Below are 20,769 nucleotides of genomic sequence, written 5' to 3' on the forward strand. Positions count from 1 at the left end.
AAGGCGCGCGGCGGTCAAGCGCCATAGCCGGCTTTGGACTGCGGCCTGCGCCGGGCAAACAGGCCTGTACCGCGGGCGCCCTGCTTGGCAAAGCGCTCACGGCGGGCCTTTTTCGGATCGACCTTGAGTGGCTGGTACAGCTCCACCCGGTCGCCATCTGCCAGAAGCTGGCTGCGGGAGCGCAGCCGGCCCCAGATGCCAGCGTCCTGCGTATCGGCAAACACCTGGCCGGTTTGTGCGCTGGCAGCAGCCAGGGCCTGGGCCAGGCTGGCACCGGCGGGCAGCCGCAGTTGCACGCTGTGGGGTTCACCATTCTCGGCCCAGACCACTTCGACCTGCATCAGGCCTGCAGCCGCCCCAGCGGGTGCTGCTGCCGCCGTGTCTGCATCAGCCATAGATTTTCTCGGCACGCTGGATGAACGCGTCCATCATCGTCGCGGCGATCTTGTCGAAAATGGGGCCGACCACGGCGGCCAGCGCCATGCTGTCAAAGCCGTAGCTCAGGCTCAGCGATACCTTGCAGGCGCGCTGGCTGCCGTCGCCCACCGGCTCAAAGCGCCAATCACCCTGCAGTTGCGAGAACGGCCCTTTGACCAGCGCCATCTGCAGGCGCTTGCCCGGCTCGTAGGTGTTGCGGGTGACAAAGGACTTTTTGATACCCGCCAACGCAATGCCTACCTCGGCGGTGACGCCATCGGCGTGCTGCTCCAGCACATGCGCGTGGTCACACCAGGGCAGAAAATCTGGGTAGCGTGGCACATCGGCCACGAGATCGAACATCTCCTGGGGGCTGTACCAGATCAGGACGGACTTGTTGACAGTTTTCATGCAGACAGGAGAGCGGGCTGCAGCAGCAAACCGGCCGCCGCCCAAAACATTCATAAAATCATAGACCAGAACAAAAAGCGCTGCATCCAGCAGCCCTAAGGGCTTGGGAAAGCCGTTTTGCCCCTAATATTGCAATTATGTCGAAGACGAACAACACCAACAGCCGCATAGCCGATAACAAGAAGGCTGCATTCAACTATTTCTTTGAGGAACGTTTCGAAGCGGGCATGGTGCTGCATGGCTGGGAAGTCAAGGCACTGCGCGAGGGCAAGGCCCAGCTGACCGATGGCTACGTGCTCGTCAAGAACGGCGAGCTCTTTCTGATGGGCTGCCAGATCAACCCGCTCAAGACCGCCTCGACCCATGTGAGCCCGGATGCCGCGCGCATCAAGAAGCTCTTGATGAAAAAGGACGAGATCAAGCGCCTGATCGGCAAGGTCGAGCAAAAGGGCTACACCTTGGTCCCCATCAACCTGCACTGGAAGAACGGCCTGGCCAAATGCGATATTGCACTGGCCAAGGGCAAGGCCGAGCACGACAAGCGCGACGTGATCAAGGACCGCGAAGGCAAGCGCGAGGTCGAGCGCGCGATGAAGGTGCACAACCGCTGATCGGCGACAACTTCCGCGTAACTGCCATGGGGCCACCATCACGAGTGGCCCTGTTTTTTGCTCTCTATCTCTTGTAGCGAGGTCCGCATGGGAACTTGGTCACACGGCAATTTTGACAACGACGCAGCACTGGACTGGCTCGGCGGCACCACCAGCCAGCTGATTGCAGAGATCCGGGAAGCGATGGCATCGCCGGACAGCATGCAGGCCGATGAATGGGATGGCGATATCGTTCCCTGCCGCATCGAGCTGCTGTGCGTGATGGCAGAAAACGGCATGGCGCCGCGCTGGCCTGATCTGCAGGAGCTGCAGCAGTGGAAGCTTATCTATTTGCGCGAGTGGGACGGCAGCATCGACGAGCTAGACCCGGATGAGGACTACCGCCAAAACCGCCGCGACACCCTGGCCGCCACCTTTGACCGCATGCTGAAACTGGCTGCCGCCAGCGCTGAAGCCGGGCGCTGAGGGCTGCGATATAGCGCGCCCGTCTGACACGGCACTACATCAGCGCGCACTATATTGGTCGGCACCATCAACCAACCTGGATGCTGTCTATGTTCTCCAAGCTCGCAGTACTGGCCATTCCGCTGTCGGCCGTCCTTTTGACCGCCTGTGGCTCGATGCACCACAAGGACCACAAGGAAGCCGCCACCAGCACCCCGGTGCGTTCCGCCGATGGCGTGCTCGTCGGCCCCGATGGCCGCACGCTCTACACCTTCACCAAGGACACTGCTGGCAGCGGTGCATCCACCTGCTACCAGCAGTGCGCCACCAACTGGCCGCCACTGGGCGTGGCCCCAGGCGCCAAGCCGATTGGTGATTTCAGCATCATCACCCGCACGGACAACACCCAGCAGTGGGCCTACAAGGGCTGGCCGCTGTACTACTTCGCCAAGGACAGCCAGGCGGGCGACAAGCGTGGCGACGGCATGGGCGGCGGTGTGTGGAAGCTCGCCACGCCTTGATCGGCCAGCGGCCCTGACCGTCAGCGCATACAACAAGAGGTGGCCCTGCGGCCACCTCTTTGCATGGGGGCATGCCGCCCCGCACGCCAATTATTTGGATTTATCGCGCAGATTGCTGCTGTAGCGCTCCAGCCAGGCGGACAGCTTGCCGAAAGCCTGGCCGCCCTTGCCCAGCAGCTGCGCCAGCTCCGATTCAGCACGCTCGCGCAGGGTCTCGTCGTTGTCGGGTAACGGCGGCAGAATGTGGGCGAAATAGGTCTTGCCCAGCACGCGGTGCAGCAAACGTTCACCGACAAAGGGCTGGTTGCCATTCAGCGCCCGCGCACCCTTGATGATGTTGCGGATGTCGTACTGCGTGGGGCTGATGTCGGGCACCTGCTTGGGCAGGCCCAGCAGGGTGTAGACGCCGATGCGCGCCGTGCGCACCGAGCTCTCCATCGTGAAGATGACATCATTGCTGGTCTCGACAAACTGGCCCAGCAAGGCCAGGTTGGTGCAGCCCTCGGGCACCACATGGGGCCGGTCGCCGGCGGCGCGCGGCATGAACTGCGCGGTGATGTAGGGCATCAATGCCAGGCGCACCTTGGTATTGGCCGCCACCGCATCGATCTGGTCGGCAATACCGAGGTGGTAGCACAGCTCGGTCAGAATCTCGCGGCCCGTGCATTCAGGCATGGTCTTGGGCACATGGTTGCCCTTCTTGTCCATCAGCAGTGCGTAGACCCACAGCACCAGCACGTCGCCGGGCTGGTCGGGGAAATGCGGCTGGCGGTTGCAGGTAAAGCTCATCACCCAGTTCGAATCGGTGAAGGTGATGACGCCGCCGGTCACCGTCTTGCCCGAGTAGGGATCGTTGACCGACAGTTCCTTGAGCTTGTCGATCAATGGCGAGGGTTTGCAGGTCAACGTGGCCGACTCCCACATCGAGCCCTTCACATCGCCATAGAACTTTTCGGGCCGGCCAAACACCGGCGACTTGGCTGCCAGGCGCTTCCACAAGGTCCAGTCGCTGTCATCGCCCGGCTCCTCATTGCCTCGCGCCAGCACCGGCACCGTATCCAGATCACCATATGCCGTGCCCTCGGTCATCGAGCCGGTCAGCGCAAACACGACATCGTGGGGACCGACGTCAATCTGTACCTCCTGGCCCGCCGATCGGCAGCGGATCGCGGTGACCGTGCGGCTGCCCGCTTCTTCGCGCATGTCCAGGTCATAGGCGCGGGTGTTGAACTGCACCTTCACGCCCTTGTCCTTGAGCATGCGCGTCAGCGGTACGACGAAGCTGTCGTACTGGTTGTACTTGGGGAACACCAGCGCCGACATGTCGGTCAGCCCATCGATGGCATCGAGAAAGCGGTGCATGTAGAGCTTCATCTCCAGCAGGCTTTGCCAGTTCTCGAACGCGAACATCGAACGCCACAGGTACCAGAAATTGGTCTCCAGAAAGCTCTTGCTGAAATAGGATTCGATGCTGATGTCGTCCAGCTCCTCCTTGCGCTTGAGCAGCAGCTTGACGATCTCCCACTGGTGCGCCTTGGTCAGGCCCAGGGTGGAGAAATCGCGGATCTTGCCTTGCTGGTGCATCAGCCGGGCCTTGGACCAGTTGGGGTCGTTGTCATTGACGTAGCGGTACTCGTCGAGCACGCTGTAGCCCTCGGGCAGCTCCAGCGCCGGCACGTCCTGGAACAGGTCCCAGAAGTTGTCGTAGTTCCAGTTCATCTCGCGGCCACCGCGCACGATATAGCCCTGCTCGGCATTGCCCGCACCATCGAGCGAGCCACCCGCCACATCCAGGGTATCCAGAATGGTGATGTCTTCGCCAGCCATGCCGCCGTCACGGATCAGGTAGAAAGCTGCGGCCAGGCCGGCGATGCCGCTGCCGATGATCCAGGCCTTGCGCCCCGCAACCGGCGCCCCCAGCACCGGCCGGTTGCGCATATAGGCGCCCGTCATATCGGGTGGCGGCAGGCTGTCTTGGGGGCCCTTGCGCCAAAAGCCTTCACCAATGTTCGCCTCAACGCGCAGCGAGGAGGTCCGGGAGTCTGCATGCTTCATGCTGTTGCCTTTCATGGATAGCTTGACGATCAGACGTCAAGGTATAGCACACCGGCTCCCACCCGCTATTGATGAGCGGCAAGCGCCTACGCATCCACGTAGCCGCTTGCGCTGTCCTGTCGCTCAGTTCAGCGCCAGCAGCGGGTGCGCCTCCACAGGCCAGGGGCTGGCAAACATCTGCGCCACTTCCTGCAGGTTCACGTCTTCGATGCGGGCGGGGCTCCACTGGGGGGCGTGGTCCTTGTCCACCGCCAGTGCGCGGATGCCTTCGAGCGTCTCGCTCTTGCGGTCGGGCCGCAGATAGAAGCAGTGGCGCACCATGTCGCGCTCCATGCGCAGGTCGTCAGCCAGGCGCATGCCGCGAGCGCGGCGGATCTGCTCGAGCACGACAAACAGCATCAGCGGTGAGCGCTTGCGCAAGGTCTCGGCGGTGGCGCGGGCAAAGTCGCTGTTGCCGGCCTCCAGCGCGGCGATGATGGCCGGCACATCGGCCAGGCCAAAGTACTGGTTGATCTCTGCATCGGGATTAGCTGCACGCTCTGGTGCAGGTGCCAGGCCGGCTTTGACAAAGGCCTGCACCGCGTCGCCGTTGGCAAAGCTGCCGCTGGCCAGCCCGTCCCACAGCGCCTGCTGCTGCGCGCTGGGCAGGTAGCCATCGGCCAGCCGGTAGGCCAGTGCATCGGCCGCGCCGATCATCTGGCCGGTCAGGCCCAGGTACTCGCCCACATGGCCGGGGCAGCGGGACAGGAAGTAGCCGCCGCCCACATCGGGGAACAGGCCAATGGCCGTCTCGGGCATCGCCATCTTCGTGCGCTCGGTGACGATGCGCAGGCTGCCGCCCTGGCTGATGCCCATGCCGCCACCCATCACGATGCCATCCATGAAGGCGATATAGGGCTTGCCGAAATGATGGATCAGGTGGTTGAGCGCATACTCCTCGGTGAAGAAATCCTCCAGCTCGGGGTTGCCTGCCATGCCGGCGGCATGCAGAAAGCGGATATCGCCACCAGCGCAGAAGGCACCAAACGCGCCCTCCTTGTTGCTGCCCCGGATGGCGACGGCCAGCACCTTGTCGTCCTGCTGCCAGCGCAGCAGCACATCACGCAGCTCGCGCACCATCGCCAGCGACAGCGCATTCAGCGCCTTGGGCCGGTTGAGCGTGATAAAGCCCAGCTGACCACGCACTTCGCTTTGCACATCTTCGGTGTAGACCGACATAAGACTTGACTCCTTGTTCTTCTGAAAACAACCGCCACCATAGCCGAAAAACGGCGCTGGCTGCGGTCAATCAGGTGCCAAATCAGGCTACCGGCGCGCTGCTGTCCGTGATCTGGCGGATCACATCGAGCGCCATGCCATCGGCAGCCAACAGCGCTTGGCCCGCCTGCAGCTGCCAATAGCTTTCGCTGCCGGCCGTCTGGCGCCACAGGTGCAGGCGGCGGGTGTAGAGCTGCAGGTCAAACTCGGTGGTAAAGCCGATGGCGCCGTGGACCGAGTGTGCGAGCGAGGCCACCTCGACAGCCGCCTCGCTGCTGCGCGCCTTGCCCACCGCCACCTTGAGCGGGTCTGCCACCACGCCATCGGCCTCGCAGGCGATCTGTGCGGCCATGCGCGCGGCGCTCACATGCTCGGCCATCACCGCCAGCTCATGCTGGATCGCCTGGAACTTGCCAATCGGGCGGCCGAACTGCTGGCGTTCGTTGGCAAAGTTCAGGCTGCTCTCCAACACCGTCAGCAGGCTGCCCGCCAGCAAGGCCGAGACCAGCCCCGCCTGCGCGACCAGCAAGGAGGCGAAGGCCGGCACGCGCGGGGCAGAGGCCAGTGCTGCTTCGGGCCAGAGCAGATCCGCATCCAGCACAAAAATGCTGGCACTGGCCTGCGCCGCAGCCACCGGCAGCAGCAGCAGATCGGCGCCCTGCTGGCCCAGCACCCATTGCGCCACGCGGGCGCCGCGCACACCGGTGGCCCGCACGCCACCGGCGGCCACTGCCAGCTGCGGCGCCAATGCAATGGCGCCCTGCGGCAATGGCACACCGGCGGTTGCCAGCCAGGCCCGCGCCAGCATGGTGTCTGCCAGCGGCAGCGGCATCGCATGCTGGCCCAGCACATCCCATACGCCAAAGGCATCGCGCAAGGCCAGGCCTGCACCGCCAGCGGCCTCGGGCAGCAGCAGGTCGGCAAAGCCGGTATCTTCAATCTGCTGCCACAGGGCCGCAGCAGCCGGTGATGCCCCAGCACTTGCTGCCGCTTCGCTCTCGATGGCGCGCACCACGGCGGGCGTGCATTGGCCGCTCAGCAGATCGCGCAAGGCCTCGTTAATCAAATGGTCCATGTTTTTCTCCTTGCGCTCAACGCAGGCCCAGGCCGCGCGCGATCATGCCGCGCAAAATGCTGCGGGTGCCGCCGCGCAGCGTGTAGCAGGGCGAGACGAGTGTGAGGTAGTTCAGGGTCAGCAGCAGTTCATGCGGCACGGCCTCGCCATCCAGCGCCATCAGGTCATCGGCAATCGCGGCCGGAATGTACTGCTCCAGCACGGTGCCCTGGTCCTTGACCAGCGCGGCCTCGACGATGGGGCTCTGGCCCTGCACCAGCTTCTCTTGCACCGCCACCGACAGCGCGCGCAGCGGTGCCAGGCGCGTCAGGATCTGGCCGGCCAGCTTCAGCGATTCGGCGCGTGGCGCCGCCTGACTGCGCAAAAAGGCCAGCCACTGGTCCAACAGCACCACCGACGAGAACAGGCGCTCCGGGCCGCTGCGCTCATAGGCCAGCTCGGCGGTGACCTGCTCCCAGCCCTGCCCTTCGGCGCCCACCAGTGCATCGGGAGCGAGCTGCACGTTGTCAAAGAAGACCTCGCAGAAATGGCTATCACCTGACATGTCCTCAATGGGCCGCACGGTGACGCCCGGCAGGCTCAGGTCCACGATCAACTGCGACAGACCTTTGTGGCGGTCAGCCGCCTCGCCCGAGGTGCGCACCAGCGCAATCATGTACTGGCAGTGCTGGGCGTTCGTCGTCCAGATCTTCTGGCCGTTCAATAGCCAGCCCCCCTCATGGGGCACGGCGCGGGTGCGCACGCTGGCCAGGTCGGAGCCGGCATTGGGCTCGCTCATGCCGATGCAGAAAAAACTCTCGCCCCGCGCCACCGGCGGTACATAGCGCTGCTTTTGCGCCTCGGTGCCGTATTTCAGAATGAGCGGCGCGCTCTGGCGCTCGGCAATCCAGTGCGAACCGACCGGGGCGCCGAAATTCAGCAGCTCCTCGACCACCACATAGCGCGCAAACGCGCCCTGCGCGTGGCCGCCATAGGCCTTGGGAAAGGTCATGCCCAGCCAGCCCTTCTCGCCCAGCTTGCGGCTGAAGGCGGGGTCATAACCGCTCCATGACTTGGCGCGGATATGGGCGGGCATGTCTTTGACCGCCTCTTGCAAAAAGGCACGCACCTCGGCGCGCAGCGCCTCACCCTCGGGCGGGATGCGCGTCAGCGCCAGTCCGTTGAGAATCGTCATCGTCTTCGCTTTCGTTCAATCCAGGGACACGCCCGTGCTCTTGACCACGCCGGCCCAGCGCTTGATCTCGCTCTGGATGTAGTCGCCATAGGCCTGCGGGGTAGAGCCCAGCGGCTCGGTGCCCTGCACGCGCAGCTTCTCCAGCACGCCCGGGTCCTTCAATGCCTTCAGCAGTTCGGCGTTCAGGCGCTGCACCACCGCATCGGGCGTCTTGGCAGGCACCATCACACCCTGCCAGGCACCGGCCTCAAAGCCGGTCATGCCGCTTTCGGCCAACGTGGGGGCGTTGGGGAAATTCGGAATGCGCTGGGCCGTGCTCACCGCCAGCAGCCTGAGCTTGCCGTCCTTGATGAAGGGCGCCACCGAATTGATGGTGTCGGTCATGAACTCGATCTGGCCCGCGACCAGGTCCACATCGGCCGGCGCACTGCCCTTGTAGGGCACATGGCTGGCATCGATGCCATAGTGCTGCACCACCTGAAAGGCGGCCAGGTGGGTGACATTGCCATTGCCGGCCGAGCCGTAGGAGAGCTTGCCCTTGTTGTCCTGCGCGTACTTCACCAACTCCTGCACCGTGTGGGCGGGCACCTTGGGGTTGACCACCAGGCCCAGCGGCACCACGGCCGTCAACGCGACAGGGCGCAGGTCCCTGGCCACGTCGTAGCTGAGTTTTTTGTACAGCGATGGGCTGAGCGCAATCGACGAGGTGTTGTAGAGCACCGTATAGCCATCGGCGGCAGCCTTGGCCACCAGCGCATTGCCGATATTGCCGTTGGCGCCAGGCCGGTTGTCGACGATCACCGTCTGCCCCAGCTGCTGGCCCACCTGCTGTGCCAGCACCCGCGCCACCATGTCCGTAGGCCCGCCCGGCGGAAACGGCACGACCAAGGTGATCGGCTTGCTGGGCCAGGGATCCTGCGCCTGCGCAGCCCCGCCAACAGCCACCAGCGCCAACGCGAGCAGGGCCGAACGGCGTACAAAACCATATTGCATCTTTGTCTCCTGTATTGGTTCTCTCATCTGACGCAGGCCGTGGTGGCCACCTACCGCAATGCCGCGCTAGCGCCCGGCCAGCAGGCGCACGGCGGTGTAGACCATCACCTGCTCCTGGCGCTGGTTGTAGACCTCGATGCGCGAGGTCACCACCGCCCGGCCACCTTTGCTGGTGGGCTGGATACCGGTTACCTCCACCAGCGCCTCGATCGTGTCGCCCACCACCACCGGGCCCAGAATCTTCTGGTGCAACTCCAGCATGGCCAGGCCCGTACCCTGGATCATGCTTTGCAGGATGAAGCCTTCGATCAAGGTGTAGGTGAGCGCACCGGGTACCGGCCGGCCCCGGATCGCGCCGCCGTCGTAGCCGTCCTCGATAAAGATGGCTTCAAGCATGCCGGTGGTGTTGATGAAGTTGACCAGGTCGGTCTCCGTCACCGTGCGGCGAAAGGTGCGCAGCTGCTGGCCGACCTGCAGGTCCTGCCAGACAAAGCCCTGGCCCATGCGTGCGGTGCCGGCCAGCGTGGCGGCGCGGTTCTCGGTGGAAGAAATCCAGTTAGGGGCGGTCATGGCGTTTTTTCTTTCAGCGGTTCATCAGCCACGGGGGGCTGCAAGGCGGCAATGCGGGCATCGCCCCACCCGGCTTCGCGCAGCAGTTGCTGCGTGTGCTCACCCAGGCGCGGTGGCATGCCGATGGGCGCCTGCGCCCCATCGATGCGCACCGAGGAGCGCGGAAAACGCACCGTGCCCATGGCGGGATCGTGCTTTTCGACAAAAAAGCCGGTGGCCTGCAGGTGCGGGTCGCGCGGCAGGTCGTCCATGCGCGCGACGGGGGCGGCGGGGATCTCCAGCGCCTCGCAGGTCTGCAGCCAGTAGGCGGTGTCCTTTTGCGCGACATAGCTGCTCATAATTTCCAGCAAGGTCGCGATATGGCGCGTGCGCTGGGCCTGGGTGGCAAAGCGCTCGTCCTGCGCCAGCTCTGGCTGGCCCACGGCGGCGAAGAAGCGGCGCCAGTGGCCATCGGTGTAGGGCATCATGCAGACATGGCCATCCAGGGTTTTATAGGGCTTGCGCCAGGGCGCCATCACGCGCGGGTAGCCGGCGCCGCTGAGTGCCGGCTCAAAATGCATGCCGTAGAAATGCTCGACCAGGTTGAAGCCCACCATGGTCTCGTACATCGGCACCTCGACAAAGCTGCCCTCGCCCGTGCGTTCACGCTGGAACAGGGCCGCCATCACCGCATGCGCTGCCACCAGGCCACAGGTCTTGTCAGCGGCAATGGTCGGCAGGTAGCGGGCCTCGCCAGTCTGGCGCTCCATCAAGTCGGCTAGGCCACTCATGCCCTGGATCACATCGTCATAGGCGGGCAGGCCGGCATAGGGGCCATCTTCACCAAAGCCATGCAGGCCCACGTAGACCAGGCGCGGGTACTGGCTGCGCAGCCGCACCGGGTCCAGCCCCAGCTTGGCCAGTTTTTGCGGGCGCATGCTGTGCATGAAGACATCGGTGGTCTTGAGCAGCGCATGCAGCGCCTCCTGGGCCTCGGGCGCCTTCAGGTCCAGCACCACGCTTTTCTTGCTGCGGTTGGAGCCCATGAACAGCGCCGACATGCCGGCCTCGGCAGCCGGCCCGGTGTAGCGCGTGGAGTCGCCGCCGGGCGGCTCGATCTTGATCACCTCGGCGCCGTAATCGGCCAGCACCTGGCTGGCCAGCGGCCCGAAAATCACGCTGGATAGGTCCAGCACCCGCAGGCCTGTCAATGCACTCAAGGCTTGTCTCCGTCTTTGTGGTGATAGCGATGAATGGCATTATTTGATATGTTTCACAACTGTGTCTATGTCGCAATTGACAGGTACTGATACACAGGAGATATCAATGGACTTGCGCCAACTGCGCCACTTTGTCACCCTGGCGCACACCCTGAACTACCGCCAGGCGGCCGAGCAGCTGCATATGTCGCAGCCGCCGCTGTCGCAGTCGATCCGCAAGCTTGAAGACGACCTGGGCGTGCAGCTGTTCGAGCGTGACCGGCGCGGCACCGTGCTGTCGGGCGCGGGCCGGGCTGCGCTGGAGAGCGCCAAGCTCGCGCTCTACCATGCGCGCCAGGTGCAGGCGGTATCACAGGCCACTGCCAGCGGCGAGCTGGGGCGCCTGCACATCGGCTTTATCGGCTCGGCCACGTTCTCGCTGATTCCCAAACTGGTGCAGGCCTTCCGGGCCGCCTACCCTGCCATTGACCTGGTGCTGACGGAATCGACCACGCGTGAGATTTGCGCCCAGGTCGCCAGCGGCGATTTTGATGCCGGCCTGCTGCGCTACCCGGTGACCCAGGCCACCGAGCTGTCCATCACCCCGGTAGAGCCCGACCGCCTGATTGCCGCGCTGCCCGCTGGCAACCCGCTGCAGATCAAGGAGAGCCTGCAGCTGATCGACCTGGCCGACCAACCCTTTGTGAACTACCGCCCCAGCGAGGTGCCAGGCCTGCATGCGCTGGTGGTGCTGGCCTGCCAGAACGCTGGCTTCATGCCGAAGATCAAGCAGCATGCCGTGCAGGCACAGACCTTGGTAAGCCTGGTGGGCGCGGGCCTGGGCGTCGCCTTGGTGCCCGCCGTCGTCGCCAAGGCCGCCACGCCAGGCGTCGTCTTCCGCGAACTGACCGACACCCAGCACCTGCCGCAGATCGGCATTGCGCTGGCGTTAAACCAGCGCCAGCCGGTGGCCACGGCGCAGCGTTTGAAGGAACTGCTGCTCAAGCTCCAGCCTACGGGCTGACGCCTCCAATACGCAAAAAAGGCCGCAGATGCGGCCTTTGCTGGTGTTGGATCACGTCGCAACGCAGGTTATGCGTTTTCGCGCGATGCGCGCTTGCGGTCGTGTTCCTTCAGGTGGCGCTTGCGCACGCGCAGGCTGGTGGGGGTGATTTCCAGCAGTTCGTCTTCTTCGATGAACTCGACACCGTATTCCAGCGACAGCTCGATAGGAGGCGTGATCTTGATCGCGTCTTCCTTGCCGCTCACGCGGAAGTTGGTCAGCTGCTTGGTACGGGTGGCGTTCACGACCAGGTCGTTGTCACGGCTGTGGATACCGACGATCATCCCTTCGTACACGGGGTCGTTGGGCTTGACGAACATGCGGCCACGGTCGTCCAGCTTGCCCAGCGCGTAGGTGAAGATTTCACCGTCGTCCATCGAGATCAGCACGCCATTCTTGCGGCCGCCGATTTCGCCCTTGTGCGGCTCGTAGCTGTCGAAGATGTTGGCGATCAGGCCGGAACCACGGGTCAGGTTCAGGAATTCGTTGGTGAAACCGATCAGGCCACGGGCCGGAATGCGGTATTCCAGACGGACGCGGCCGCGGCCATCGGGTTCCATGTTCACCAGCTCGCCCTTGCGCTCGCCCAGCGCTTGCATCACGCCGCCTTGGTGGCCTTCTTCGATGTCGGCCGTCACCAGCTCGATAGGCTCGTGCTTGACGCCGTCGATCATCTGCATCACGACGCGTGGCTTGGACACGGCCAGCTCATAGCCTTCGCGGCGCATTTCTTCCAGCAGAATGGTCAGGTGCAGTTCACCACGGCCAGCCACTTCAAAGATACCGTCTTCGTCGGTTTCCTTGACGCGCAGGGCCACGTTGGAGCGCAGTTCCTTTTGCAGGCGGTCCCAGATCTGGCGGCTGGTCACGTACTTGCCTTCACGACCTGCCAGTGGCGAGGTGTTCACGCAGAAGTTCATCGTCAGCGTAGGCTCGTCAATCTTCAGCATCGGCAGAGGCTGTGGATTGGCCGGGTCGGTCACGGTTTCACCGATACCGATGTTTTCGATACCGCTGATCAGCACGATTTCGGAAGGACCGGCTTCGGTTGCCTGCACGCGGTCAATACCTTGGAAGGTGTGGACCTGGTTGATCTTGCCGGTGTAGCTCTTGCCGTCCAGGCCGGCCATCACGGCCACTTGCTGACCGGGCTTGAGCGTGCCCTGGGTGATACGGCCCACGCCGATACGGCCCACGAAGGTGGAGTAGTCCAGTGCGGAGACTTGCATCTGCAGCGGTGCAGTGGCATCGCCTTGCACCGATGGCACGTGTTCCAGAATGGTTTCGAACAGGGCCGACATGTCGGGACCCCATTGCGCGCCTGGCTCGCCTTCTTCCTTCGACGACCAGCCGTTGATGCCCGAGGCGTACACCACGGGGAAGTCCAGCTGTTCATCGGTCGCGCCCAGCTTGTCGAACAGGTCGAACGCAGCGTTGACGACCTTGTCGGGGTTGGCACCGGGCTTGTCGACCTTGTTCACCACGACGATGGGCTTGAGGCCCAGGGCCAGTGCCTTCTTGGTCACGAAACGCGTTTGGGGCATGGGGCCTTCTTGCGCGTCGATCAGCAGCACCACACCGTCCACCATGGACAGCGCGCGTTCCACTTCACCACCGAAGTCCGCGTGACCGGGGGTGTCGAGAATGTTGATGTGGGTGCCGTTCCAGGACACGGCGCAGTTCTTGGCCAGGATGGTAATGCCGCGCTCACGCTCGATGGCGTGGTTGTCCATCACGGTGTCCACGACTTTTTCGTGTTCGGCGAAGGTACCAGACTGGCGCAGCAGCTGGTCCACCATGGTCGTCTTGCCATGGTCAACGTGGGCGATGATCGCAATATTGCGGATTTGTTTGCTCATGATGTTTCCAAAATGCCGCTGGCTTGTGGGCGCGGCGTTCCTTCCAAAATTTGTTGAATCTCGACGGGGCTCAGGAGGCGGTCGGGAATAAGCTCGCGCGCCCGGATGTGTGCCACACCCAAAAGCGCAGGAGGCTCTTCTCCATAAACGGCCACTGCATCGGCATCGGCCCATTCACCCCGCCGGCGCAAGCCGGACAAAAATCTGCCTGCATTATCACCATCGAGCGTGACACGGGTGTGCGCTGCAAGCAACGTGTCGACGGGCAACACGGTCTGCAGGCGCTCGGCGTCGGGCGTCGCTTCCAGGGTTTGCAGGCTGATGCAGCGGGACAGATCGATCCCGCCGGTCTCTATGCGGCGCAGGCTGCGCAGATGCGCGCCATAGCCAAGCGCCTGGCCAATATCCTCGGCCAGCGTACGCACATAGGTGCCCTTGCTGCAGCGCACCGTCATCTTGAGCGCGACATACGCCTGCTCTTCTTCAACGCGGGAGAGCGTCAGATGCAAGATGGTCACGGAGCGCGGCTCACGCTCAAGCGTGATGCCGGCACGGGCGTATTCGTAGAGGGCCTTGCCATCGCGCTTGAGCGCGCTGTACATCGGCGGCACCTGGCTGATGGGTCCGGTGAACCGGGCCGCCACAGCAGCCAGGTTTTCGGAGGTCAGCGCCTGTGTGTCCACCTCCCAGGTCTGCAGCACTTCTCCCTCGGCATCGCCGGTGGTGGTGGTGGCGCCCAGGTGCACCAGGGCCTCATAGGTCTTGGGGGCATCGAGCTGCAATTGGCTGAACTTGGTGGCCGCGCCAAAACACAGCGGCAGCACACCGGTTGCCAAAGGGTCGAGCGTGCCGGTATGGCCCGCTTTTTCGGCGCGCAGCAGCCACTTCACTTTTTGCAAAGCGTCGTTGCTGGACAGGCCAATGGGTTTATCAAGCAGAAACACCCCGTGCACAGGGCGCCGCTGCACCCGTGTGCGAGAGGCATTCATCGGGTCAGCCTTCCTCGGGACCGCGCGATGCCACCGCCTTGGCGATCAAGGCATTCATGTCGGCTGCACGCTCGGTGGTGCGGTCGTAGATGAAGTGCAAGGTCGGCACGGTGTGGATGTGCAGGCGCTTGAACAGGCCGTTGCGCAAAAAGCCAGCAGCCTGGTTCAATGCGTCCTGGGTCTGGTCAGGGTCACCGATCAGCAAGCTGAAATAGACCTTGGCGTGGGCATAGTCCGGCGTCACCTCAACGGCTTGCAGGGTCACCATGCCCACACGTGGGTCCTTCAACTCACGGGCGATCAGCTCCGACAGATCGCGCTGGATCTGGTCGGAGACTTTGTAGTTGCGGTTGGGCGCAGCAGTTTTCTTGCGAGTTGCCATCGGAAATTACAGCGTACGAGCGATTTCCTTGATCTCAAAGACTTCCAACATATCACCTTCTTTGATGTCGTTGTAGTTCTTGAGCTTGATACCGCACTCGAAGCCTTCCTTGACTTCCTTGACGTCGTCCTTCATACGGCGCAGCGAGTCGATCTCACCCGTGTAGATGACCACGTTGTCGCGCAGCAGACGGAAGTGTGCATTGCGGGTAACGTGACCCTGGGTGATGTACGAACCTGCCACGGTACCGATCTTCGAAGCCACGAACACGGTGCGGATCTCGGCCATACCGATGATCTCTTCGCGTTGCTCGGGAGCCAGCATGCCGGACATGGCCGCCTTCAACTCATCGACAGCGTCGTAAATGATGTTGTAGTAGCGGATATCGACATCGTTGCTCTCGGCGGTCTTGCGCGCCTGCGCATCGGCACGCACGTTGAAACCAATCACGATCGCCTTGGAGGCCAGCGCCAGATTCACATCCGACTCGCTGATACCACCCACGCCGGTGTAGACCATCTGCACCTTGACTTCGTCGGTCGACAGCTTGAGCAAGGAGGCAGCCAATGCTTCCTGCGAACCCTGGGTGTCGGCCTTGATGATGATCGGCAGCGATTGCACGTTGCCTGCACCCATTTCGGCGAACATGTTCTCCAGCTTGGCAGCCTGCTGCTTGGCCAGCTTGGTGTTGCGGAACTTGCCTGCACGGTAGGTGGCGATTTCACGGGCGCGGCGCTCATCGGGCAGCACCATGAAGTCATCACCGGCTTGCGGCACATCCGACAGACCCTGGATTTCGACGGGCAGCGATGGGCCCGCTTCCTTGGCGACCTTGCCGTCTTCGTCGACCATGGCGCGCACGCGGCCATAGGTTTGACCTGCCAGCACGATATCGCCGACCTTCAGGGTACCGGACTGCACCAGCACCGTGGCCACTGGGCCGCGGCCCTTGTCCAGCTGGGCTTCGATCACCAGACCCTTGGCATTGGCTTCCACCGGTGCCTTGAGTTCCAGCACTTCGGCCTGCAGCAGCACTTGTTCGAGCAGCTCGTCAATGCCTTGGCCGGTCTTGGACGACACGGCCACGAAGGGCGAGTCACCACCGTACTCTTCAGGCACCACTTGCTCGACCACCAGCTCCTGCTTGACGCGTTCGGGGTTGGCATCGGGCTTGTCCGCCTTGGTGATAGCCACCACGATAGGAACACCAGCCGCCTTGGCGTGCTTGATGGCTTCCTTGGTCTGGGGCATCACGCCGTCGTCGGCAGCGGCCACCAGAATCACGATGTCGGTCGACTGTGCACCACGGGCACGCATGGCCGTGAAGGCCTCGTGACCGGGGGTGTCCAGGAAGGTGATCATGCCGCGTGGCGTTTCCACGTGGTAGGCACCAATGTGCTGCGTAATGCCGCCGGCTTCGCCCGCAGCCACCTTGCTGCGGCGGATGTAGTCCAGCAGCGAAGTCTTGCCGTGGTCGACGTGACCCATCACGGTCACCACCGGAGCGCGTGGCAGCGCTTCGGATTCGGCCTGGGATTCCTCTTCGGCGGTGAACGCTTCCGGATCATCCAGCGCAGCAATGTGCGCCTTGTGGCCCATTTCTTCCACGACGATCATCGCGGTGTCCTGGTCCAGCGGCTGGTTGATGGTGACCATCTGGCCCATCTTCATCAGCGACTTGATCACCTCGGAGGCCTTGATGGCCATCTTGTGGGCCAGCTCGGACACGGTAATGGTCTCGGGCACATAGACGTCGAGCACGCGCGCTTCAACCGGCGCAGCCGATTGCGCGCCACGGTTGTCGTTGCGATCGTTGCCACGGCGGCCACGGGGGCCGGAGCGCCAGTTGTTGCCACGGCCAGCCACGCCACCCGAGGAATCTCCACGGGTCTTGAGCTCTTTCTTCTTGCCATTGCTGTCGTTCTGGTTGCTCCAGCTCGACGACAGCTTGGCCGACTTGACTTCCTTGTTGCCAGGCGCTGCGCCAGCGGCAGGCTTGGCAGCGCCAGTCCCGGTGGTGGCAGGCTTGTGCAAGGTGCCCTTCTTGGCATCAGCGGCCTTGACATCCTTCTTCTCTTCCGAAGGCTTCTTGGCCACCAGCACCTTCTTGGGCGCGTTCATCATCGCGCGAATGGCTTCCGCTTCGGCCAGGGCCTTGCGGCGGCGCTCGTCCAGATCGACAGCGCGCGCGGTTTCCTCCGCCTCGCGGGCCTTGGATTCGTCTTCAGCCTTTTTCTTGGCTTCAGCCTGCGCTTCGTTGCGGGCAGCCAGCTCCTGGGCATGGCGGCGGGCCGCTTCTTCCTGCTCGGCAGCTTCCTGGGCCTTGCGCTCCTGCGTCTTGGCCACATAGGCAGCGGCGCGCTCCTCGGCCTCGCGCTCCTTGCGCTCGCGGTCTTCGCGTTCGGCGCGATCGGCACGCTGCTGCACCAGGTCCGCTTCCTGCTTGCTGATCAGCTCAGCTTCGCGGCGGGCTTCCTCTTCGCGCTTGACCAGCTCAGCCTTGTGTTCGGCTTCCTTTTGCTTGGCTTCGGCGTGCTTGAGCGCTTCTTCGGAATCGGGCTCGGCAACTTCGTCACGTTTGACGAAGGTACGCTTCTTGCGCACTTCCACCTGGATGGTGCGTGCCCTGCCGGTGGCGTCGGCTTGTTTGATCTCGCTGGTAGATTTCTTGGTCAATGTGATCTTCTTGCGGTCGGCAGCGCCGTGGGCGGCCTGCAGATGGGACAACAGCGCTTGTTTGTCCGATTCGGTCAGTGCATCGGATGCATTTTGCTTGGACACACCTGCAGCTTGCAATTGTTCCAGCAATGTATCCGGTGATTTCTTGAGTTCAACAGCGAACTCGGCGACAGTATTACTCGACATATCTTGTTCCGTGCCTCCTGACCTTATTCCTGTCCATCAAACCAATGTTCGCGGGCCTTCATGATCAAGGCTTTTGCGTCATCGGCAGACTGTCCGGTCAGCTCGGTCAATTCATCAATGGCCAAATCGGCCAGGTCGTCACGCGTGTGGATTCCACCAGCTTCCAGCTGGGCTACCAACTCAGGCGTCATCCCTTCCAGATCACGCAACTCTTGGGAAACACGGGCAACACTCTCTTCGTGGACGATTTCCATCGTCAGCAGCGCATCCTTGGCACGGGTGCGCAGCTCATTGACGGTCTCTTCATCGAAGCTCTCGATTTCCAGCATTTCCTGCAGTGGCACATAGGCCACTTCTTCCAAGCTGGAGAAACCTTCTTCGATCAGGATGTCAGCGATTTCCTCATCCACATCCAGCTTTTCCATGAACAGCTTGCGGGAAGTGCTGGTTTCCTCTTCCTGCTTCTGGGCCGACTCGGCCGCGTCCATGATGTTGATCTTCCACCCCGTCAGATCGGAGGCAAGACGCACATTCTGACCGCCCCGGCCGATGGCGATCGCGAGGTTTTCCTCGTCCACCACCACATCCATGGCGTGCTTTTCTTCGTCCACGACGATCGAGGACACATTGGCCGGAGCCAGTGCACCGATGACGAACTGGGCGGGATCCTCGGACCACAGCACGATGTCCACGCGCTCGCCGGCGAGCTCATTGGTCACCACGTTCACGCGGCTGCCGCGTACACCCACGCAGGTGCCGATCGGGTCAATGCGCTTGTCGTGGCTCAGCACGGCAATCTTGGCGCGGCTGCCCGGGTCACGGGCGCAGCTCTTGATCTCCAGCAGGCCTTGCTCAATTTCGGGCACTTCGTTGCGGAACAGCTCGACCATGAACTCGGGCGCAGAGCGCGACAGCAGGATCGGCGCGCCGCGCAGGGTCAGGTCCACATCCATGATCATGGCGCGGACACGGTCACCATTGCGCAGATTTTCCTTCGGAATCATTTCACCGCGCTTCAGGCGGCCTTCGACGCGGCCGGACTCGACGATGATGTCGCCCTTGTCCATGCGCTTGACGGTGCCGTTGAAGATCTTGTCGCCGCGCGCCATGAAGTCGTTGAGCAGCATTTCGCGCTCGGCATCACGGATCTTTTGCAAAATGACCTGCTTGGCCGCCATCGCACCGATACGGCCGATAGGCACGGATTCGATCTGCTCTTCGATGTAATCGCCGACCTGCACATCTTCCTTGCGGTCGACCGCGTCCATCAGCATTTCTTCGGCGTCTGGGTTTTGCAGGCCCGCATCATCGGGCACCACCAGCCAGCGGCGGAAAGTGTCGTAATCGCCGGTATCGAGATCGATAGCCACACGCACATCCACTTCGCCGGGATACAGCTTTTTCGTGGCCTGGGCCAGGGCAGATTCCACGGCGCCAAACACCACATCGCGCTCTACGTTCTTTTCGCGCGCGATGGCATCCACCAGCATCAACAATTCGCGATTCATGCGACGACTCTCCTATTTCAATCTTTAACCAGAAGGCAGCATCAGCAGCGCCACCATGTGCGGGGCCAATCAGGCCTGGGTATCGTCGGCGGCCTCTGCCGCCGCCCTGCCCTTGAAGCTCACGATGGGGGCCAGACGCGCTTCACGCAATTCATCGAGCGTAAAGCCCAGGCTTTGCAGCGGTGCGGGCGGGCGCTTCTTGCTCACGCGGGCACCAGGCTTGACGGGTGGCGCATCGCTCCAGACGATCTGCCAGCCACCGGCCTCGGTACGCTCGAGCGTGCCGCGAAACTTCTTGCGATTGGCGCTGATGGTCGTGCCTTCGGCAGCGGCACCGATGGACTCCTTCAGCGTCAGGTCCACCACCGCGCCGGTGAAGCGGATGAAATCCTGCTCATGGCGCAATGGGCGGTCGATACCGGGCGAGGACACTTCGAGGCGCTTGTACTCCACGCCATCGACTTCCAGCGCAAACTGCAGCTGGCGGGTGACTTTCTCGCAATCCTCCACCGTGACAAACTGTTCTGGCACGCCTTCCGGGCGGACGTCATCCGCACTCCAAGGCAGGTCGATGGTGATGCGCAAAAGGCCGCTGGCAGAGCGTTCGATCTCCACCAAGTCGTAGCCCAGGCCGCTCACCGTTTGTAGGGTGGTTTCTTGCAAGCTCACGTGTGCTATTTATCCCGCAAATACAAAAAACCCGAGAACCACGGAATGTTACACATTCCGCAGCATCGAGCTGAAAAACATGCGACCAAAAAAAATGGGCGGTTGGCACCGCCCAGTTGGTCGTGTAGACATCAATTATAGGGGCAAACCAGTATCGATGCAATGAGGCAGGGTAGCTTTTAGGCGCAGTGGCGATCAAGCCTGCGCGCTGCGGGCCTGCACAATGGCCAGGGTTCGGTGCAGCAGCGCGTGGGCCTCATCGCCGCCGGGCAATGCGGGCGCATCGCCCTGCGAAAAGCGCTCGAGCATGCGCTGGAGCACACCGGCCTGGGGCAGGACCGGGCCCAGAAACAGCGCGTCGGAGCCCCGGCCCAGCAGGACGGTGGGAAACGTGGTGATGTCCAACTCGCCCAAGGCCTCTTCCTCGTCCTCCACGTCGAGCCAGACAAAGTCCATTCCGGGCCACGCCTTGGCCAGCGCATCGAACACCGGCTGGTACTGGCTGCAGGTACCACACCACTGCGCGCATAAACACACCACCAGCCAGCGCGCATTCGCAGCGTCGGTCATACCAAGCCCATCCCGCAAACAAAGGCGTATTTTTACCACCATTGCGGTATCCGACGGGCCCAACGTCTTTGTGAATACGCGCTTCTCTGACTTGCATCAGCGTCAAAAGCAACTAAGTTCTAGAAAGTGATTGACCAATGGGCAGTTGCCGGTACAAC

The 20,769-nt window shown here is 62.8% G+C and carries 20 protein-coding genes; 4 read left to right on the forward strand and 16 right to left on the reverse strand.

Going from position 1 to position 20,769, the window contains the following annotated elements; translation table 11 throughout:
- Window positions 1-14: 14 nt before the first annotated feature.
- Window positions 15-341 (reverse strand): RnfH family protein, encoded by a 327-nt coding sequence (locus ACCQ08_RS14715; RefSeq protein WP_312462373.1) that lies wholly within the window; start codon window positions 339-341, stop codon window positions 15-17.
- A gap of 46 nt (window positions 342-387) precedes the next feature.
- Complete coding sequence (locus ACCQ08_RS14720) at window positions 388-828, reverse strand: type II toxin-antitoxin system RatA family toxin (protein ID WP_239811724.1); 441 nt, start codon at window positions 826-828, stop codon at window positions 388-390.
- A 137-nt stretch (window positions 829-965) separates the two neighbouring features.
- Here ACCQ08_RS14720 and smpB point away from each other — a divergent pair, with 137 nt between their 5' ends.
- The 3 genes from smpB (at window position 966) to ACCQ08_RS14735 (ending at window position 2,404) form a co-directional block, all read left to right on the forward strand.
- Window positions 966-1,439 (forward strand): SsrA-binding protein SmpB, encoded by a 474-nt coding sequence (smpB, locus tag ACCQ08_RS14725; protein ID WP_021027262.1) that lies wholly within the window; start codon window positions 966-968, stop codon window positions 1,437-1,439.
- A gap of 87 nt (window positions 1,440-1,526) precedes the next feature.
- Window positions 1,527-1,904 (forward strand): DUF4259 domain-containing protein, encoded by a 378-nt coding sequence (locus ACCQ08_RS14730; RefSeq protein ID WP_373450220.1) that lies wholly within the window; start codon window positions 1,527-1,529, stop codon window positions 1,902-1,904.
- An 89-nt stretch (window positions 1,905-1,993) separates the two neighbouring features.
- Window positions 1,994-2,404 carry an ATP-binding protein gene (locus tag ACCQ08_RS14735; protein WP_239811722.1) on the forward strand — a complete coding sequence of 137 codons (411 nt, stop codon included), beginning with the start codon at window positions 1,994-1,996 and terminating at the stop codon, window positions 2,402-2,404.
- A gap of 90 nt (window positions 2,405-2,494) precedes the next feature.
- Here the strand turns inward: ACCQ08_RS14735 and ACCQ08_RS14740 are convergent, their stop codons facing one another.
- From ACCQ08_RS14740 to ACCQ08_RS14770, 7 genes are all read right to left on the reverse strand, one after another.
- The gene (locus tag ACCQ08_RS14740) at window positions 2,495-4,459 is read right to left on the reverse strand and encodes an oleate hydratase (protein WP_373450221.1); all 1,965 of its coding nucleotides are present in this window, start codon (window positions 4,457-4,459) and stop codon (window positions 2,495-2,497) included.
- Window positions 4,460-4,582: 123 nt separating this feature from the next.
- A complete protein-coding gene (locus tag ACCQ08_RS14745) occupies window positions 4,583-5,677 on the reverse strand; it encodes an enoyl-CoA hydratase/isomerase family protein (protein ID WP_373450222.1) in 1,095 nt (364 codons plus the stop codon).
- Between the two features lie 82 nt (window positions 5,678-5,759).
- Window positions 5,760-6,791: an acyl-CoA dehydrogenase family protein gene (locus ACCQ08_RS14750; RefSeq protein ID WP_312529878.1), complete on the reverse strand. Its 1,032-nt coding sequence runs from the start codon at window positions 6,789-6,791 to the stop codon at window positions 5,760-5,762.
- Between the two features lie 16 nt (window positions 6,792-6,807).
- On the reverse strand, window positions 6,808-7,965 hold the full coding sequence (locus ACCQ08_RS14755; RefSeq protein ID WP_373450223.1) for an acyl-CoA dehydrogenase family protein: 1,158 nt from the start codon (window positions 7,963-7,965) through the stop codon (window positions 6,808-6,810).
- Window positions 7,966-7,980: 15 nt separating this feature from the next.
- Window positions 7,981-8,958 (reverse strand): tripartite tricarboxylate transporter substrate binding protein, encoded by a 978-nt coding sequence (locus tag ACCQ08_RS14760; protein WP_312408856.1) that lies wholly within the window; start codon window positions 8,956-8,958, stop codon window positions 7,981-7,983.
- A gap of 66 nt (window positions 8,959-9,024) precedes the next feature.
- On the reverse strand, window positions 9,025-9,462 hold the full coding sequence (locus tag ACCQ08_RS14765; protein WP_373450241.1) for a MaoC family dehydratase: 438 nt from the start codon (window positions 9,460-9,462) through the stop codon (window positions 9,025-9,027).
- Window positions 9,463-9,524: 62 nt separating this feature from the next.
- Entirely contained in the window at window positions 9,525-10,727 is a 1,203-nt protein-coding gene (locus ACCQ08_RS14770; protein ID WP_239811715.1) for a CaiB/BaiF CoA-transferase family protein, read from the reverse strand.
- Between the two features lie 106 nt (window positions 10,728-10,833).
- Between ACCQ08_RS14770 and ACCQ08_RS14775 the strand changes: the two genes are divergently transcribed.
- Window positions 10,834-11,730: a LysR family transcriptional regulator gene (locus tag ACCQ08_RS14775; RefSeq protein WP_312462358.1), complete on the forward strand. Its 897-nt coding sequence runs from the start codon at window positions 10,834-10,836 to the stop codon at window positions 11,728-11,730.
- Window positions 11,731-11,798: 68 nt separating this feature from the next.
- Here ACCQ08_RS14775 and typA read toward each other — a convergent pair whose 3' ends face one another.
- The 7 genes from typA to ACCQ08_RS14810 all read right to left on the reverse strand — a co-directional run bounded on the left by typA (window position 11,799) and on the right by ACCQ08_RS14810 (window position 20,611).
- A complete protein-coding gene (gene typA / locus ACCQ08_RS14780) occupies window positions 11,799-13,628 on the reverse strand; it encodes a translational GTPase TypA (protein WP_239811713.1) in 1,830 nt (609 codons plus the stop codon).
- On the reverse strand, window positions 13,625-14,617 hold the full coding sequence (gene truB / locus ACCQ08_RS14785) for a tRNA pseudouridine(55) synthase TruB (RefSeq protein ID WP_373450224.1): 993 nt from the start codon (window positions 14,615-14,617) through the stop codon (window positions 13,625-13,627). The genes typA and truB overlap by 4 nt, the downstream gene beginning before the upstream one ends.
- Window positions 14,618-14,621: 4 nt before the next feature.
- Window positions 14,622-14,999 carry a 30S ribosome-binding factor RbfA gene (rbfA, locus tag ACCQ08_RS14790; protein WP_373450225.1) on the reverse strand — a complete coding sequence of 126 codons (378 nt, stop codon included), beginning with the start codon at window positions 14,997-14,999 and terminating at the stop codon, window positions 14,622-14,624.
- A gap of 6 nt (window positions 15,000-15,005) precedes the next feature.
- Window positions 15,006-17,864 carry a translation initiation factor IF-2 gene (gene infB / locus ACCQ08_RS14795; RefSeq protein ID WP_373450226.1) on the reverse strand — a complete coding sequence of 953 codons (2,859 nt, stop codon included), beginning with the start codon at window positions 17,862-17,864 and terminating at the stop codon, window positions 15,006-15,008.
- A gap of 23 nt (window positions 17,865-17,887) precedes the next feature.
- On the reverse strand, window positions 17,888-19,372 hold the full coding sequence (nusA, locus tag ACCQ08_RS14800; protein WP_230776252.1) for a transcription termination factor NusA: 1,485 nt from the start codon (window positions 19,370-19,372) through the stop codon (window positions 17,888-17,890).
- A gap of 69 nt (window positions 19,373-19,441) precedes the next feature.
- Window positions 19,442-20,041 (reverse strand): ribosome maturation factor RimP, encoded by a 600-nt coding sequence (gene rimP / locus ACCQ08_RS14805; RefSeq protein WP_239811710.1) that lies wholly within the window; start codon window positions 20,039-20,041, stop codon window positions 19,442-19,444.
- Window positions 20,042-20,236: 195 nt separating this feature from the next.
- Complete coding sequence (locus ACCQ08_RS14810) at window positions 20,237-20,611, reverse strand: thioredoxin family protein (RefSeq protein WP_239811709.1); 375 nt, start codon at window positions 20,609-20,611, stop codon at window positions 20,237-20,239.
- Between the last annotated feature and the right edge of the window lie 158 nt (window positions 20,612-20,769).

This window comes from Comamonas sp. SY3, assembly GCF_041730275.1.
Lineage (GTDB): Bacteria > Pseudomonadota > Gammaproteobacteria > Burkholderiales > Burkholderiaceae_C > Comamonas > Comamonas sediminis.

Bases quoted from the DNA above. Each gene is read 5' to 3' on its own strand.
- nusA (WP_230776252.1), bottom strand. From the start codon at position 19,372: ATGAATCGCGAATTGTTGATGCTGGTGGATGCCATCGCGCGCGAAAAG.
- ACCQ08_RS14730 (WP_373450220.1), top strand. From the start codon at position 1,527: ATGGGAACTTGGTCACACGGCAATTTTGACAACGACGCAGCACTGGAC.
- ACCQ08_RS14755 (WP_373450223.1), bottom strand. From the start codon at position 7,965: ATGACGATTCTCAACGGACTGGCGCTGACGCGCATCCCGCCCGAGGGT.
- rbfA (WP_373450225.1), bottom strand. From the start codon at position 14,999: ATGGCAACTCGCAAGAAAACTGCTGCGCCCAACCGCAACTACAAAGTC.
- ACCQ08_RS14765 (WP_373450241.1), bottom strand. From the start codon at position 9,462: ATGGGCCAGGGCTTTGTCTGGCAGGACCTGCAGGTCGGCCAGCAGCTG.
- ACCQ08_RS14745 (WP_373450222.1), bottom strand. From the start codon at position 5,677: ATGTCGGTCTACACCGAAGATGTGCAAAGCGAAGTGCGTGGTCAGCTG.
- ACCQ08_RS14720 (WP_239811724.1), bottom strand. From the start codon at position 828: ATGAAAACTGTCAACAAGTCCGTCCTGATCTGGTACAGCCCCCAGGAG.
- ACCQ08_RS14760 (WP_312408856.1), bottom strand. From the start codon at position 8,958: ATGCAATATGGTTTTGTACGCCGTTCGGCCCTGCTCGCGTTGGCGCTG.
- smpB (WP_021027262.1), top strand. From the start codon at position 966: ATGTCGAAGACGAACAACACCAACAGCCGCATAGCCGATAACAAGAAG.
- truB (WP_373450224.1), bottom strand. From the start codon at position 14,617: ATGAATGCCTCTCGCACACGGGTGCAGCGGCGCCCTGTGCACGGGGTG.
- typA (WP_239811713.1), bottom strand. From the start codon at position 13,628: ATGAGCAAACAAATCCGCAATATTGCGATCATCGCCCACGTTGACCAT.
- ACCQ08_RS14715 (WP_312462373.1), bottom strand. From the start codon at position 341: ATGCAGGTCGAAGTGGTCTGGGCCGAGAATGGTGAACCCCACAGCGTG.
- ACCQ08_RS14740 (WP_373450221.1), bottom strand. From the start codon at position 4,459: ATGAAGCATGCAGACTCCCGGACCTCCTCGCTGCGCGTTGAGGCGAAC.
- ACCQ08_RS14775 (WP_312462358.1), top strand. From the start codon at position 10,834: ATGGACTTGCGCCAACTGCGCCACTTTGTCACCCTGGCGCACACCCTG.
- ACCQ08_RS14750 (WP_312529878.1), bottom strand. From the start codon at position 6,791: ATGGACCATTTGATTAACGAGGCCTTGCGCGATCTGCTGAGCGGCCAA.
- infB (WP_373450226.1), bottom strand. From the start codon at position 17,864: ATGTCGAGTAATACTGTCGCCGAGTTCGCTGTTGAACTCAAGAAATCA.
- ACCQ08_RS14810 (WP_239811709.1), bottom strand. From the start codon at position 20,611: ATGACCGACGCTGCGAATGCGCGCTGGCTGGTGGTGTGTTTATGCGCG.
- ACCQ08_RS14735 (WP_239811722.1), top strand. From the start codon at position 1,994: ATGTTCTCCAAGCTCGCAGTACTGGCCATTCCGCTGTCGGCCGTCCTT.